Origin of the sequence: Brevibacillus brevis NBRC 100599 (assembly GCF_000010165.1) — a bacterium.
GTDB lineage: Bacteria > Bacillota > Bacilli > Brevibacillales > Brevibacillaceae > Brevibacillus > Brevibacillus brevis_D.
Genome location: NC_012491.1, coordinates 1803535 through 1819588, shown reverse-complemented (window position 1 = coordinate 1819588; position 16054 = coordinate 1803535). Strand labels below are relative to the sequence as shown.

15 protein-coding genes are annotated in these 16054 nt (G+C 46.9%); 7 read left to right on the top strand and 8 right to left on the bottom strand.

Annotation, left to right across the window (positions count from 1 at the left end):
• Positions 1-38 precede the first annotated feature (38 nt).
• Genes BBR47_RS09085 through BBR47_RS09070 form a run of 4 tightly spaced genes read left to right on the top strand, consistent with a single transcriptional unit; the run spans position 39 to position 4831 of the window.
• Positions 39-1274 (top strand): glycosyltransferase family 2 protein, encoded by a 1236-nt coding sequence (locus BBR47_RS09085; protein ID WP_012685473.1) that lies wholly within the window; start codon positions 39-41, stop codon positions 1272-1274.
• Positions 1275-1304: 30 nt separating this feature from the next.
• Entirely contained in the window at positions 1305-2261 is a 957-nt protein-coding gene (locus tag BBR47_RS09080; RefSeq protein ID WP_012685472.1) for a GDP-L-fucose synthase family protein, read from the top strand.
• On the top strand, positions 2258-3364 hold the full coding sequence (locus tag BBR47_RS09075) for a glycosyltransferase family 4 protein (protein WP_012685471.1): 1107 nt from the start codon (positions 2258-2260) through the stop codon (positions 3362-3364). Before BBR47_RS09080 ends, BBR47_RS09075 begins: the two co-directional genes overlap by 4 nt.
• A 27-nt stretch (positions 3365-3391) precedes the next feature.
• Positions 3392-4831 (top strand): FkbM family methyltransferase, encoded by a 1440-nt coding sequence (locus tag BBR47_RS09070; RefSeq protein ID WP_012685470.1) that lies wholly within the window; start codon positions 3392-3394, stop codon positions 4829-4831.
• 51 nt (positions 4832-4882) lie between these two features.
• Here BBR47_RS09070 and BBR47_RS09065 read toward each other — a convergent pair whose 3' ends face one another.
• The 6 genes from BBR47_RS09065 to BBR47_RS09040 form a co-directional block, all read right to left on the bottom strand.
• Positions 4883-5770, bottom strand: coding sequence for an NAD-dependent epimerase/dehydratase family protein (locus BBR47_RS09065; RefSeq protein WP_012685469.1), 888 nt, complete (start codon positions 5768-5770; stop codon positions 4883-4885).
• Positions 5771-5806: 36 nt separating this feature from the next.
• Positions 5807-6400: an FkbM family methyltransferase gene (locus BBR47_RS09060; RefSeq protein ID WP_012685468.1), complete on the bottom strand. Its 594-nt coding sequence runs from the start codon at positions 6398-6400 to the stop codon at positions 5807-5809.
• A gap of 13 nt (positions 6401-6413) precedes the next feature.
• Positions 6414-7193, bottom strand: a complete 780-nt coding sequence (rfbF, locus tag BBR47_RS09055) for a glucose-1-phosphate cytidylyltransferase (RefSeq protein WP_012685467.1) — start codon at positions 7191-7193, stop codon at positions 6414-6416.
• Between the two features lie 24 nt (positions 7194-7217).
• Positions 7218-8309 (bottom strand): CDP-glucose 4,6-dehydratase, encoded by a 1092-nt coding sequence (gene rfbG, locus BBR47_RS09050; RefSeq protein WP_012685466.1) that lies wholly within the window; start codon positions 8307-8309, stop codon positions 7218-7220.
• Positions 8302-9705, bottom strand: a complete 1404-nt coding sequence (locus BBR47_RS09045; RefSeq protein ID WP_012685465.1) for a sugar phosphate nucleotidyltransferase — start codon at positions 9703-9705, stop codon at positions 8302-8304. Before BBR47_RS09045 ends, rfbG begins: the two co-directional genes overlap by 8 nt.
• A gap of 113 nt (positions 9706-9818) precedes the next feature.
• Complete coding sequence (locus BBR47_RS09040; protein ID WP_041749332.1) at positions 9819-10664, bottom strand: hypothetical protein; 846 nt, start codon at positions 10662-10664, stop codon at positions 9819-9821.
• A 207-nt stretch (positions 10665-10871) separates the two neighbouring features.
• Here BBR47_RS09040 and BBR47_RS09035 point away from each other — a divergent pair, with 207 nt between their 5' ends.
• Complete coding sequence (locus BBR47_RS09035; RefSeq protein ID WP_012685462.1) at positions 10872-11720, top strand: DUF1698 domain-containing protein; 849 nt, start codon at positions 10872-10874, stop codon at positions 11718-11720.
• Between the two features lie 123 nt (positions 11721-11843).
• Positions 11844-13031, top strand: coding sequence for a glycosyltransferase family 2 protein (locus tag BBR47_RS09030; protein WP_012685461.1), 1188 nt, complete (start codon positions 11844-11846; stop codon positions 13029-13031).
• A 4-nt stretch (positions 13032-13035) separates the two neighbouring features.
• On the opposite strand, the gene BBR47_RS09025 is transcribed toward BBR47_RS09030, so the two are convergent.
• Positions 13036-13383, bottom strand: a complete 348-nt coding sequence (locus BBR47_RS09025) for a DUF1360 domain-containing protein (RefSeq protein ID WP_012685460.1) — start codon at positions 13381-13383, stop codon at positions 13036-13038.
• Between the two features lie 95 nt (positions 13384-13478).
• Here BBR47_RS09025 and BBR47_RS09020 point away from each other — a divergent pair, with 95 nt between their 5' ends.
• The gene (locus BBR47_RS09020; protein WP_012685459.1) at positions 13479-14585 is read left to right on the top strand and encodes a peptidoglycan-binding protein; all 1107 of its coding nucleotides are present in this window, start codon (positions 13479-13481) and stop codon (positions 14583-14585) included.
• 55 nt (positions 14586-14640) lie between these two features.
• Here the strand turns inward: BBR47_RS09020 and BBR47_RS09015 are convergent, their stop codons facing one another.
• Positions 14641-16002: a hypothetical protein gene (locus tag BBR47_RS09015; RefSeq protein WP_012685458.1), complete on the bottom strand. Its 1362-nt coding sequence runs from the start codon at positions 16000-16002 to the stop codon at positions 14641-14643.
• Between the last annotated feature and the right edge of the window lie 52 nt (positions 16003-16054).

The following is a 16054-nucleotide window of genomic DNA, read 5'->3' as shown; positions in this document are numbered from 1 at the left end:
CGAGTGGATGAGTAGAAAAAATCAGGAGGGAACTTCTTATGTCCATGCAATCCCTTCCTCTCGTCAGTGTCATCACCCCTTCGTACAATCAGGCAAAATTTATCAAACGAACAATCGAAAGTGTACTGACACAGGACTATCCCCATATTGAGCATATTGTGGTAGATGGCGCCTCCACTGACGGTACACAGAATATTTTGCAGCAGTACAGCCACCTGGCAGACCGCTTCCGCTACGTTTCCGAACCAGATCGCGGCCAATCCCATGCCATTAATAAAGGATTACAAATGGCACGTGGCGAGATTATCGGTTGGCTCAATTCAGATGATACGTATTTCCCCGGTGCCATTCGAAAAGCTGTGACAGCCTTGCAGCAAAATCCCGATTGGGGCGTGGTATACGGTAAAGGGCTCCACATTGATGAGGATGACAAAGTAAAATATCCGTACATTTGGGTGGAGTTTGACAGAAAAAAATTGTTTCATTTCAACATCATCTGCCAACCCGCTGCTTTCCTGCGAAAGCATGCCTTTGAAGCAGTTGGTGGTGTAAATGAAGAACACGACTGGTGCATGGATTACGATTTGTGGAACCGGATTTCCCTGCATTATCCGATTGGAACGATACCGGAATTCTTGGCTAACTCACGCTTATATGACGCATGCAAAACGTTTGTCTATGAATTGGAGCCAGGGTTTTCCGAAATTTTGAAAACAAGCGTGAAGCATCATGGCACCATCTCAAATGAATGGCTCTATCACTATACGCAGAATCATTACAAGCAAGGAGCCTTTTGGTTTCTCAATAAACTAAAAGCGTATCATGCTTTCGGGCCCTCTCCCCAAATCATCGCATCCAACCGCTACTCGGACTCATGGGCTCCCCAAAACCTGCGAATGACCATCGAAGCCAGCCATGGACCGATGAACGCTTTGCTTATCAAAGGAAGCAACCAAGATATCGCCCCTCTTCTTCATTTCCATGTCATGAGGAATGGAAAATTCGTATACAAATTCCAAGTTACCCAAGGGCGTTTTCAAGTCGTGATTCCCATTACCTCAGAGGGACAGCAATGTGAAGTGAGTATTTTTTGCAGCCAGCAGATTCTTCAGAACCACCCCAACAATCCTGAAGTCAAACGCTCTGTCAGCTACCACCTGGAAGAAGTCCTCCCGCTTTCCTATGAGGAGTACCAATTTTATCAGGAATTTACCAAAGGAAAGGCCCAGATCGAAAATTGGGTAAATCGCAGAGTCCCTTCGCCTCGAATTTGAATGCGGACGAGAAAGGCAGGTTGACAAGAATTGAATCTGGCGAAAAAACGGATTGTGGTTACGGGTGGATCAGGATTTCTAGGAAGCCACGTCGTTCATCATTTGCGCAAGCTGGACTGTACGGACATCTTCATCCCTAGAAGCCATGAATACGATCTTCGCAAAGAACATGATGTGAACAAGATGTTGCAGGATTTCCGTCCCGATATCATTCTTCACTTGGCTGCCGTCGTTGGCGGAATCGGCGCGAATCAAAAAAATCCCGGGAAATACTTTTACGATAATTTGATCATGGGGACTCAGCTCATGGAGCAATCCCGTTTATTCGGTGTCGAAAAATTTGTAGCTATCGGAACCATTTGCTCCTACCCGAAATATGCTTCCGTACCGTTCCAGGAAGAAGATATATGGAATGGTTACCCTGAAGAAACCAATGCTCCGTATGGCTTAGCCAAGAAAATGATGCTGGTGCAATCACAAGCCTATCGCGAGCAATACGGGTTCAATTCCATTTATTTGCTCCCTGTCAATTTGTACGGCCCGGGCGACAACTTCGATTTGGAAACCTCACACGTCATCCCTGCCATCATTCGAAAATGCGTAGATGCTATTCGCAATGACGAGAAGAAGATCGTTCTCTGGGGAACAGGCAGCGTCACACGCGAGTTCATTTATGTCGAGGATGCGGCTCAAGCGATTATTGCTGCAACCATGAACTATGATCAATCCGAACCGGTCAATATCGGTTCTGGTCAAGAAATCTCCATCAAAAGCTTAGCAGAAACGATCAAGCAGCTAAGCGGCTTCCAAGGAGAGATCGAATGGGATAAAACCAAGCCAGACGGACAGCCGCGCCGCCTCTTAGATGTGACCAAAGCAAAAGAGCATTTCGGCTTCGTGGCACAAACGTCCTTACTCGCTGGCTTGGAGAAAACGATCAATTGGTACATGGCACATCCTCACGTGCAAGGGAGGATCCCTACATGAGAGTCGGAATAAACCTGATGTCAGTGATTCCTGGCAAAATCGGCGGGATGGAGCAGTATGTCAGGAACTTGCTGGCCTACTCGATGAATGCTGGGGATGGCCATCAGTGGTTTCTTTTTTTATCCTCACACAATTTCCATACCTTTGAGGCGCAAAAAAATGTGCGCAAATTCATGGTCCCTGACCACGGTAATGCACACGCGATGCTTCATTTCTGGATAAACTCCCTGCAGTTGAATTTGTGGTTTTGCCCGCTGCTTGTATTGAATCCAGCCGATGTCACAATCCCTTCTGTGATCAACATTCCAGATATCCAGCACGAGTATTACCCGGAGTTTTTCGATGCACATTCCTTGCGTTGGCGACTAGACAATTACAAATCGTCTGCAGAGCGTTGCAGTGCCGTGCTGACTCTCTCGGAGTTTTCCAAGCAAACGATCCTCCAAAAATTCGGGCTTCCTCCGCATAAAGTACATGCGATCCACCTAGATGCCTCGCGGGAATTTTCCTTGCCACATAATGAGGCACTCAACCAACAGGTCATACAAAAGTATAAGCTGCCCAGCGAATACGGCTTTTTCCCCGCGAATACATGGCATCACAAAAATCACCTGAATGTATTCAAAGCTCTTGTCACTTTGCGGGATAAACACCAAATCCGAATTCCCATGGTTTTCACCGGTTTTGCTCAAGAAGCTCATCAAAACGTCATGAATTACATCACAAATAACCAGCTTTGGGACCAAGTCAAATGGCTTCATTACGTACCGCAGGAAGAGATGCCTTACTTGTACCGGAATGCCCAGTTTCTTTGCTTCCCTTCCCTCTTCGAAGGCTTTGGCATTCCACTGGTAGAAGCTATGAAGTCCAACATTCCCATCGTTTGCTCCAATGCAGGGAGCATTCCTGAGGTGGTTGGTGACGCTGCTCTCACCTTCGACCCGAATATTTCCGATGATATCGCAGTGAAGCTCGCCCATATTTATCTGACACCTGAGGCACGAGCAGACCTGGTTGCCAAAGGCATCCATCAAGCCAAGCATTTTTCGTGGGAGAAATGCGCGCGCGAAACTTTGGCTGTCTTTTCTTCCGTCGCACGCTAATGTCATTTGAAAGGAGGTCATCCTTGTATGTCACGCATGCAGCAAATTCGGGATACGTGGAGGAAGGAGCGCCGAATCCCGTTTCCGTTAACCGAACAAGAAACTTGGGATTTTTGGCTGTTGGAAGCACCGACAAACGATTTGAAAAAGTCGAAGATCAAGCATATCGCAAAAACGATGGGCATCCGCACCTTGATCGAGACAGGTACGTTTAAAGGCGACATGTTGCAAGCAATGAAACACCATTTCGACTTGCTTGTTTCCATCGAGCTGGATGAAGCATTGTTTATCGCGGCAAAAGAAAGATTCTCAGGCGACAGCCACATCCATATCCTCCACGGTGACAGTGGAAAAGTATTGAGCAACCTGATGCACTCTGTTACATCACCTTGCCTGTTTTGGCTGGACGGTCATTACATCCCGCGCTCAACGGAGGCAGCCAAGGGGGACCTGGACACCCCTATCTTGCATGAGCTGGCTGCCATTTTGCAGCATTCTGTTCTTAATCACGTCATTTTGATTGATGATGCTCGTTGCTTTATTGGTCCCAATCCATTGTTGAAAGATTATCCCACTATCCAAGAACTACGAGAATTCGTTCATTCTCTTCGTCCCGACCTCTTATTCGTCGTAGGAAATGACATCATCATGATCTACAATCCACTTGAAGGAGCAACAAATTCGATGAAGAAAGTTGACTTTCACCTGCCGTTTGACAATCAAACCTTTACCGTCTATGGGGACGACTCTGATCAAAGCGTCCTGTATTTTATGGAGTATTACAAAGGGTACTATGAAGACTACGTTATCCATCCTCTGAAAAAAATCGTACAACCTGACCATGTTTGCCTAGACATCGGAGCGAACATCGGTGCGATCTCGCTCGCCCTAAGCTATCTCGCGCCTCAAGGCAAGGTGTACGCATTTGAACCCTCCGATGTCAATTATCCTTATCTCCTGCGAAATCTTGCCGAGAATCACATCACCAATGTCGAGCCACTCCAGCTGGGAATAGCCGATCGCAACGGGAACATTCATTTTAACGACGACCCGCGTGGAGGCGGATGGTCTTATATCCCACATGAGCCAGAAGCCGTGGAGAAATCCACCCAATTCATATCATGTGTCAGGCTGGATGACTGGGTAGAGCAGAATATGATCTCGCGCATCGACCTGATAAAAATTGACGTGGAAGGCTCTGAGGTCATCGTCTTGGAAAGTGCCTTGCGAACGCTTAAGCAGTGGGACCCAGATGTGATCATTGAATTCAACCCTGAGAGCATCACGGAAAACTTCGGCAGACATCCACTCGTGCTCTACACACTGCTGGAGAAATTATTTACCCACCTGTATATGTTTAAACGGGACAATACAGTGGTAAAGGTGAAGAACTACAACCACTTACTAGACGAAATGAAACCTTTTCACGCTGATCTGTTTTGCACAAACAAGACGTTCCTCGATTAAACGCACATGAAAAAACATGGCTGTATGCTCGCCATGTTTTTTGTTGCGTTGCTATTTGAAAGTGGCCATTACCTTTCTCAATCCATCCTCCAGCTTCACTCGATGATTCCACCCTAGTGCTTGCAGCGGTCGAGTATCTGCATGTGAATGCATGATTTCCCTATCAGTATACGCAATCGATCCGAACTTCAAGACCGTGCTTGATTGCGTCATCTGATGAACCAGTTCTACAAACTCTCGTATCGAAGTAGCCGTACCTGTCCCTACCTGGTATTCCGTAAAGCCCGCGGGTAAACGAGCAACATGCGCCAACAGCACGCGGAAGGCAGAAACAACATCCTCCACATAAATAAAGTCTCTTGCTTGATTCCCTTCTGTAAGCCTTAGTTCAGGTTGATTTTCGAGACAGCTTTTGATGACAGAAGTCACAAATTTATTCGTATTGTCATAAGGACCATACACATGCTCCAGCCTGACGTTGATGAATTGTAGGGAAGAGGTATCTGCTAGGCATTTTCCCCATTCTCGAAACTTACGCTTCGTCAAATTGTATGGTTGCAGATGTTTGGATAATCGGATGGGCGCACTGGAAAACGTATCTGTATTTAGAAAAACAGGGGTACCAAAGTGCATGGCCATATCCAGCAGCTTCAGCGGAAAGGTCACATTGGCATCTACCATCGTGGTAATGCTCTCGTTGTTTCGTCCATAACAGGTTGCCGTATGGATGATTGCGTCGATTCTCCCCTGCTCGAAAAAAGGAGCATCCCATTGACCGCGATCCGCATCATACGTAATCAAATCAGGCAATATGTCCTGGATACGCGAGCAATCGGAAGTACTCCTTTTCAAGATGATGACAGTATGTCCGTCCAATCGCAGCGCTTTTACGAGCTGGCTTCCGAGAAAGCCTGTCGCGCCGGTCACTAGTATCTTCATTCGGGATCGCTCCCCTTCACCTGCTCTACAATCTTCTTATATCCAGTTCAAGTCGATGTTGTGAATTTGTTTTTCTTGCATGACCCTCCGAAAGTGATCGGCTTTCGTTTTCAAGCCTTCAATCAGCCATTCATGATTTTCTACGACGATTTTTTCGATTTGCAGGTGTAAATTTTGCTCTACGATTTTTTCCAACAGTTCAAATTCTGCCCCCTCGATATCTATTTTGATTAATTTGATCGGCCGATTGAGCATCTGGATGAACTGTGTCAAATCAATGACCTCTACTTCTACATACTTATGGGGATTCGTAACAGGATGATTGTTCAAAAGGGAAGAGGCGTAAGCAGACCCTGCCGGATCCGTATGGTAATGTTCGTGCAAATGCAAACGTAGCTTATCGTTTTTATGCCAAACGGCTTTGTTGATACATATAACATTGGGATAGGCGCCTACCCTTTTTTTCAATTCCTCAAATACGTATGGATTCGGCTCAAACGCAAAGACGAGAGCGCCTTTATCCGCCATTTTTTGAGAAATGACCCCATAATTTGCCCCACAATCGATCGTTATGTCCCCGTATCCGATCGGAGAAAAAACTTCTTCACTGTTCTCGTTTAATCCGCCCACTCCTGCTTCCTCCTTATGTTCGGCTGGTTGCCCATGCTGCCTTTCCGGATTTCCACAGTTCTTCCAAGTAGTTTTTATCCCGGAGTGTATCCATTGGCTGCCAAAAACCGGTATGCTTGAAGGCCATTAGTTGATTCGCCTTGGCCAAGCCCTCCAACGGCTCTTTTTCCAATACCGTCTCATCACCTGCCATATAATCAAATACGCCTGGCTCCATGACAAAAAAACCAGCATTGATCCATCCGCCGTCCCCTTTTGGCTTCTCCTGGAATCCTGTTACGGTGTTCCCATTGGCAATATCCAATGCTCCGAATCTGCCTGGCGGTTGAGTCGTAGTGATCGTTGCGAGTTTTTTATGCGTGCGATGAAATTTTACCAGCTGTTCAATATTAATGTCGGATAGGCCATCTCCATACGTCAGCATGAATGTATCTTCTCCCACATACTTCTGTATCCGCTTCACCCTTCCACCTGTCCCTGTGTCTTTCCCCGTATCAATCAATGTGACTCGCCACGGAGCAGCATTGTGATTGTGAAAAGTGACCTGATTGTCGTTACGAAAATCAAACGTCACATCAGAATGGTGAAGGAAGTAGTGCGCAAAGTACTCCTTGATCATGTAGCCTTTGTACCCGAGACAGATGATGAAATCATGGAAACCGTACTTGGAATAAATGGACATGATATGACAAATGATGGGCCAATCACCGATTTCAATGAGCGGCTTCGGCCGAAGATGCGTTTCTTCTCCAATGCGCGTGCCATACCCTCCTGCTAGGATGACGACTTTCATTGGCTTCCCTCCTTCCTCTGTTGTTCACTTGGCCTCATTGGTATACGCCGCGATTTGGGCCAAACAAATCTCTCTTACGTCTTGCTTTCGCTGATAAGCCTTCTGCCAAGAAATGATACTGTCCAAGGTCTGTTCGAGCGACCAGTTGGGCTTCCAGCCTATTACGCCTTTGGCTTTGGAACAGTCCAGCTTTAAATATTTGGCTTCGTGCCATTGTGGCTCGGTTCGCTCTGCTTCAAAACGAGCACCAGCCCCCCAACGCTCACACAATTGCCGGACGATCCACTCTACCGATCTGGCATCTTCCTCATTCGGACCAAAATTCCAGCTCTCGGAGTAATCCTTGCCATTCGCCCACATTTTTTCAGCGAGCATCAAGTACCCCTTCAAGGGCTCCAGGACGTGCTGCCACGGTCGAATTGCTTTTGGATTTCGGATGACGATGGTCTCTCCCTTTATCAAGGCACTTAGGCAATCCGGTATCAAGCGATCCATCGCCCAATCACCACCGCCTATCACATTGCCTGCTCGCGCTGTAGCAACGGCGACGCCATGCTGATGATACTGGTCGGGGTGGAAAAAAGCATTGCGATAGGAAGCAGTCACTTGCTCCGAACATGCTTTACTGTTGGAATACGGATCATAGCCGCCCAGCACATCCTGCTCGCGGTATCCCCACACCCACTCCCGATTTTCATAAACCTTATCCGTCGTAACATTGATAATTGCTTTGATTTTCATTCCGTCTTGCACAGCCACTCTCGCCGCCTCGAGTACATTTACCGTACCCATGACATTGATTTCGAAGGTTTCCGCTGGATATTGATACGATAAACGCACCAGCGGCTGAGCGGCCATGTGAATGATGATATCCGGGTTTGCTTGGTTGATTGCTTTTTGAACACTTTCCTTCGATCTGACATCATCAATGATTGAATCAACCAATGAACTGATTTGGGCGCACTCAAAAATACTCGGATTTGTCGGCGGCGACAGCGCATACCCTGTTACCTTCGCCCCCAAGTCATGCAGCCATAAGCACAGCCATGCGCCTTTGAAGCCTGTATGACCTGTGATCAACACTTTTTTGTCTCGCCAGAACGCAGGATCAATCATTGGGATCACCGTGCTTCCTAATCTGCTCCAGAATCGCTGACCACGTCATCCCAAGTCGAACGATATCTTCTTCTACCAGCTGACTGCCCATCTGCACCTCGATGAATGCCAGTTCGGTCGTAGCTTTGATTGCATGCTTGGCTCCTATCGGGATTTGCAATACGTCACCTGGTCCAACCTGGCTCAGCTGATCATCCAAAATGAACTCTCCGCTGCCCTCTACGATGATCCATACTTCGCTACGGTGGTGATGGTACTGATAGCTCAAATTTTTCCCGGCGTATACATGGATTTGTTTCGTTAATACTTCCCCCGCGTCTTCATTTTTCTGAAAATGCATAACCTGATACCAACCCCAGCGCCGCTCTTCATACATTGGGCGCTTTGTCCAATCCAAAGACAAATTTTTGACCATATGACTTTGTTCCTTGGAAGAAACGAGGATGCCATCCGGACTCGCCGCCACGATCATATCCGATAGACCAATGGACACGATAGGGATGTCCAATTCGTTGATAACGTGCGTATTGGTGCAGCTCTCATCCAGCAAAACCTTACCAATTGTATTCCTGCTCATTTCTTCCGTGAGTGTATTCCACGTCCCTAGGTCCTTCCAGGCTCCCTCATACGGGAGAACGACTACTTTCTCTGCCTTTTCTACAATCTCATAGTCAAAGCTGATGGCAGGCATTTGGCTATATTGCTCAAGCATGCGGTTGTATTCAGTAGGCAATCCTTTTTGCTCCAATTCGCGAATCAGATAGCCCAATCGAAAAGCAAAAATTCCACAATTCCACAGGGCCTTCTTTTCTACTAAATCCTGCGCTTGCTCAAGGGACGGCTTTTCTTTGAAGCTTTTTACTTTTTGATAGGCATGGGGTATTTTACCCTGATCCGATTGTGATTCTAGCTGTGGAACAATGTAGCCGTATTTCGTAGATGGATACGTAGGTTTCACTCCGATTAATGCGAGATTCGCGCCAGATTTGAGGATGACGTTCTCTAGCTCCTTGATCCTGTCCATAAAGCGGTCCTCAACGAATGGATCTACAGGCATGATGGCGATGACTTCATCCGGGTCCATTGTCAAAGCAGAGTACAAATAGGTTACCGCTAAAGCAATGGCAGGGAAGGTATCCCTTTTTTCCGGCTCCACGATCAAAGGAACGTCTTCACCTAGTTGGCTTTGAAGCAAATCAACATGCGAGCGACCTGTTGAAATATAAACAGGCTCCGACCAATTGCGGGAGGCCAGCTGCCTCCATACTCGTTGAACCATCGCCTCTGGTTGGGCATGTGCATTGCCTATCAATTTCAAGAACTGTTTGGACCTGACATCATTGGAGAGCGGCCACAGCCTTTTCCCTGAACCACCCGATAGTAATATCAGTTTCACTCAGGCCACCTCGATCCGTTTAGCGTGTTGTATGCACCATCTTATGCGTCTGTCGCAGTCAATGCTCTATCGTCCAATGAAAATGGTCAACTAACACGAGGAATGATAGAAGCCTATAGAAACTGAATCCAACGGTTAGAAATATAATCGAAAATGTAAGAACCGGCTTGGGGGAGATAGGGAGTCGTGAAAAACTTCATATGGTGCTTCGTATATCCTTGAAAATGAAGAGAAAACACCGGCAGATATCGCAACGTTGCCTTATCCTTGCAGCACAGGACACCATTTATCGAGTAAATTTTCTTATAGCCGTACAAATTTTCCATTGATGTCGCCTGCTGAATATTCCCGTCAATTATGCCATCATGAAACAAGCCATTCGTGATTTGGTAACCCTTGAGCCGCTCAAGAAAGAGCAAGGCCAGCACCATATCCGTTATCAGAGGTTGATTGAATCGTACGTGTTCCTTTCTCCGCATGGTGTATTGAACGACTTGCGCGAATGCAATCGGATTGGCAAAATGAGACTTCATGAACTCACAATATAGTTCCAACTTCTGCCTATCTACGAAATTTGTCCATACGAATTCCATCGTAAAGTTTTCAAAGCGCGGATGGTTCACGTCGGTAAACAGCATGACATCCGTATCGATATAACAGCATTTCGGAATCTGATGCCTTTCCATAAACGCCAACAAAATAAACCATCTTTGAAAACAAAACAGATTGTACTCATAGGGCATAAAATGAATATGTTTATAGACTCTCGTCATTTCACTAGCAGCAGGCATGTAATCGTCTATCATCTCATGAATGATGCCGTTCACGGCATACCTTCTGTTTCCCACGTTCCCTATCAGATAGACAGGCGAATGGGGATTACTTCTTTTCGCTTGCTGCAAGCTGTATGTGAGATAATCATCGTCCCCCCGATGGATGATCACGATGGGCAAGGGCATACTCTTTCCGCCTCCTTTTTCTCCCCATACTTTATGTATGTGACAGACAACAAGAAACGGGCATATGCCTTTTTTCCAAAAACCTCCTTGTTGCCAAGCAACTTTAGACGTGAATAGGACGAAATTAATGCATTTATATCATTTCCCCCAGCAAGGTCCGAACATATCGTATAGGGCAAGCACTCTGCAGTGGAGGGGGACATGTCGATGGGAAGATTTTGGACAGATCAGGAAATTCTCGATGAGATCAACAAACGACGATGGTACCATAAAATCGAGTTGCGACCTGGTATTGTCACTCCCGGGATTACGCTTCTGGAAAATATATGGAATATGACGAGACAATCCAGAGAATACATCCCATATTCGGGGAAACGCGTTCTTGATCTGGCTAGTTTTGACGGTATGTGGGCTTTTGAAGCGGAGCAGCGAGGGGCAAGTCTTGTCGTGGCTACGGATTGTATGCAGCCGCTCTATTTGAATTTTGAGTTTTGCAAGAACATCCTGCAAAGCAAAGTTTTGCCGCTGTACAATACCAGCCCTTACAAACTATGGGAAGGGCTGCAAGTTTTGCTGATGGACGATTTTATAGAACCACTGCCATTCCCTCAACAAATACGGCACAATCAATTTGATGTCGTCCAGCATCTTGGACTGCTCTATCATCTGCGCGATCCGATGTGGACATTGTCGCAATGCCGAAGCGTGATTAAGCCAGGTGGGCACCTCTTGTTGGAAACTGCCTGTATTCTGGATACGAATCAGTCCATCATGGTCTACAACGGAGCTCCTGGACAAATGAATCGGATTTATAAGGACGATACGACTTGGTGGTTGCCATCCGTACTTTGCATTGAGGAGATGCTCCGAGGCACGTTGTTTGAAGTTATTCCTGAATCGGTTAGGACCATCCCCTCTGGCAAAATAAACAATTACGATGCGGGTCGCATCAGCCTCGTGGCAAGAGCCATTCCTGGTAGCGAGATCGACCAGAACTGTCACGCGGAGTTACTCCGTATATTCCGCAATCCGGGGATCATTCCGGACTACCTGTAATATCCGGGGAATTTGAAATCGGGTGCACAAGATCGACGATGCTTGTGTACCCGATTTTCCGTTCTATCATAGTCTGATGGTAGTGCATGCATTTTTTATGATGGAAAGATGGGAGTGAATCTCGTGTCCCACTCACAGCAACCATTAGTGAGTATCATTACCCCCTCTTTTAACCAAGGCCGGTTTATTCGTGAGACGATAAATAGCATATTGACCCAGGACTATGCAAACCTTGAGCATATCGTGGTAGATGGAGGCTCGACTGACGATACGCTCTCCATCTTGCAAGAATATGCACAAAAAGATCCGCGCTTCCGTTATATTTCCGAACCGGATCGCGGACAGTCTCATGCGCTTAACAAAGGTCTGGCAATGGCAAGAGGGGAAATCATTGGCTGGCTGAATTCAGACGATACCTATGTACCCGGCGCCATCATGATGGCTGTTCACGCTTTTGCGAGCAACCCGAGCTGGGGAATGCTTCACGGCAATTGCCAAGTGATGAACGAGTACGGTCAAGTATCTAGCACCTACCCGTCCGAACAGGCTGATTCCAAGAAGCTGTATCAGAGCTGCGTGATTTGCCAGCCATCCGCTTTCATCAGGACCCACGTTTTCAGGCATATGGGGGGCGTGGATGAAAAATTGCAATTTTGCATGGATTACGACCTGTGGATGCGCATCGCCAAATTTTATCCCATCGGTTATGTGCCTCACTACTTAGGAAACGCCCGAATCCACACGACCTGCAAATCAGCTACACAATGGCATTCTGTCGGCGTACCTGAAGTGTTGCGATCATTAGCAAAAAATTATTCGTCCATCCCCAGCCATTGGATATCGTACGTCCCACACTACAAAGGCATGGGTGTACTCGACCTGTTGAGGATCTATAAGTCCTTTCCATCTAATACAACCAGAATTACAAGCATGAACCGGGGGATGGACTTGTGGGCGCCTCCTGTCCTGCGTGCGATTGTCGAATCAGATCCATCTGCACCGGCTCAAATGTTGTTACTGAAGGGCAAAGTCCCTGGCTCCCCTGCAAAATTGCCAAAGCCCATTGTTTTGACTGCGCTCGTGAATGGCGTAAACGTAAAAAGCTACACCGTTGATAAACCCACCTTTGCCCTCGAAATCCCACTCGATCCGAATGCCACGACACACCGTGTGGACATCGCTTCTTCTAGTGTCGGTGTACCGAACACCCCGCAAGTCCAGCAAAGAATCGTGGGGGGATACATGGCCGAAGAGATTATTCCTCTTTCGTATGACGAAGTGATCGTGTACAGAATTTTTTCAAGGAGTTAACCATTCAACTCGTATATAGCTTCGTTTCAATGACAGCCGCCGCTCCGGCTATGGCAAGCAGGAGCAGCAACGGATAGGCGGCTGGCACATACATATACAACCCCACGATCAAGGCCCCCACCCAAATTCCCACGCACCAATGGCAGCTCAACAATCTGCCTATCCATTGGCGCACCCTTCCGCCTTTAAATTGAAAGTCCCGAACCATTTGCCCCGACTCGTCGGGTACATAGAACACCTGGTAAAATGGGTTTCGCAAAAAAGACGTGATCTCATCAAAAACAATCAAATGCGTGAGACGAAAGCTTGCCAGCACGAGAATGATTAGGTCGATCCAAGAGAGGTCAAACATTCCACCTCCACCTCTTTCCAATATTTTGTGCTTTTCTCATTTGTTCCACATTTAGTACCATTGTGGTGCGACAAAACAGAGAAAGGCGTGATGAGATGAATCGCAACATAAAGAAAATGGCAACCATCCTTTCCCTGTCCGTCCTCGTAACCATGATCGGACAACCTGCATTTGCGAAAACAAGCTTTACCTCTTTGAAAAAAGGGATGAAGAACTCGCGCGTGCTTGAAGTGGAAAAGATGCTCGATGCACTCCATTACGACTACAAGCTGGTAGTGGACAAGACATACAATAGCTACACAGTTTATAACGTCAAAGCTTTTCAGAAAAAATACAAGCTGCCGCAAACCGGAATTGTAAACAAAACCACCTACGATAAACTGACGAGCGTGTACCAAGCTCGCAAGCAAGTGCAGCCAACACAACCAGCACAGCCAAGCACACCGTCCAAGCCTAGCACTCCGGCTGAGTCCAATGATTACGCTACGCTAAAATTGGGTGCTAGCGGTGAACGCGTGAAGGAATTGCAAACGATGCTCGCTGGCCTCGGTTACAAAGTAACAGCATCGGGACAATTCGATGAATCTACACGTTTTGCCGTCATGCTGTTCCAGTCGCGCAATAAACAAACCTTGACTGGTGAAGCCGATACCAAAACTTATACAGCCATTCAAACGCAATACAAGAACAATCCCGTGCAGCCCAAACCAGATACGAAGCCATCCACTCCAACAAATCCAACGACTCCCGTAACACCTAGCAAGCCTGAGCAGCCGCAAAACCCTGGTGCTGGCGCGCAAGTTCCTCTACCCGCTGGTTTGACGGCTGAGGAAAAAGAAATGGTTCAGCTCGTGAATCAAGAGCGCACCAGCCGCGGACTCGCACCCTATCAAGTGGACATGCAGTTGGAGAACGTTGCACGTGTAAAAGCTCAAGAGATGGTAAACAAAGGCTACTTTAGCCACACCTCTCCCACTTACGGCTCACCGTTTCAAATGATGGACACTTTTGGTATTCGCTATTTGGCTGCTGCCGAAAATATTGCCCAAAACAATTCTGTAAGCAGCGCTCATCAAATGTTCATGAATTCCTCTGGGCACAAAGCTAATATCATGAGTCCAACATACGACTACGTTGCCATTGCTGTTGTAAATGGCGGTCCGTACGGGAAAACGTTCGTACAAATGTTCTTGAAAAAATAAAGGCGCGGAACGGAAAAGCCATCATTTCTTCTGAAATGGTGGCTTTTCTTCTCGATTAGAACGACACGGCGATCCGGTTATTGGCGGAAAAGTGTACGGTCTGATCGTTGCACAGCACGACACCCTCGACGACGATTCCCTTCCCCGCTTCTTGTTTCAAAAACGAAATCTGGAAATTCTGGAAGGATTCCGTCGATTCCGGTGCAATGGTTACAGGCTGGATCGGCGCTATCCAATATTCCCCTCTCTCCATCGCTTGGGCAAACCAATCGTCTTCCAAGTATCTCCATCCTTTTAAGCCCGATGTACCTTGCACGGCCATCGTCTCCACGAGCTTCGGCGGCAATACCTGGCCTCCCATTTTGATCGAATCGACAGGTGAAACACGCAGGCAAACGATTGGATTTTTCAGTTCAACGTTCCCCGTATTTTTCACCTGAAGCGTCCCAATCAACAGGTACGGCTTCTCAGCTGATTCTGAGTGAATCAACGTGTAATCAAAATACACTTCTGCCGCTGTACGCGTTTCAACCTGTTCTGGCACTTCTTCGACCGGGTGAATGGTCACTACTTGATCCAGCAGTTCTTCTTCTGCCAAGATCATCAGCTCTTCCCGTTCACTGTCTGATTCACTGTTTCCTTCTATATTTGAGTCACTGTCCTCAGCACTCGACTGGTTACTTTCCTGAATCGTGCTTTGTTCCTCTGCCCATGGCTTTTCATCTGCTCCCTGCTGACTTTCGTTGTCAGGGGTAATGAGCATGGTGGAATAAAACAGCTTTAAAATAGTGGGTGGTAAAAACGCCATTGGTTGAATGTGCAATCCATTTTGGAAATACTCCAAAACCCCTGACGCTAAATGTAGCGCAATTTTTTCCGCATAGAGTTTACGCTTGCTCACTTCCGTAAAAAGCGGCAACTGCAACTGGATGTGAACGATCGATGGTTGCTTTTGGTTTTTGGTTACTTTGTAGTGACACGGGATTCCTGACTGCTGCAATTCTGCACGCAAACACTTAACCAGGTCTTGCCGCTTTTCATCCTCCGACTGAAAGAAAATCAGTCTTGGCTTTTCCAGAACTCTCATTTCCTTCAAGCTGAAACGTATAGCGACATCCGTATTTTTCGCCAGAGACGGATTGTTTTGGCTTATGACAACTTCCATCCCGCTATCAGAAAGAAATTTTTGTACGTTCGCCAATACCTCCCACTCATAGGCAGTTCCTCCTCCTGAAGATATGCCTGTAAAGAGAACGCAAACTTTTCCTTTCAACCCCGAATCCAGGTCAACTCTTTTATTCGTCGAATCCCACTTCAATTGAAAGCCATTTTGCTTGCAAAATAAACGAAACGCTGGCAGAGCCGCGTACGGCATGGTCCCGCCACGTTGACCACTGTAATATACCTCAACATCCATTCCCATCTCTCCTCACGAAACTTTCCGTCAGTCCGCGATATTGTATGAATGC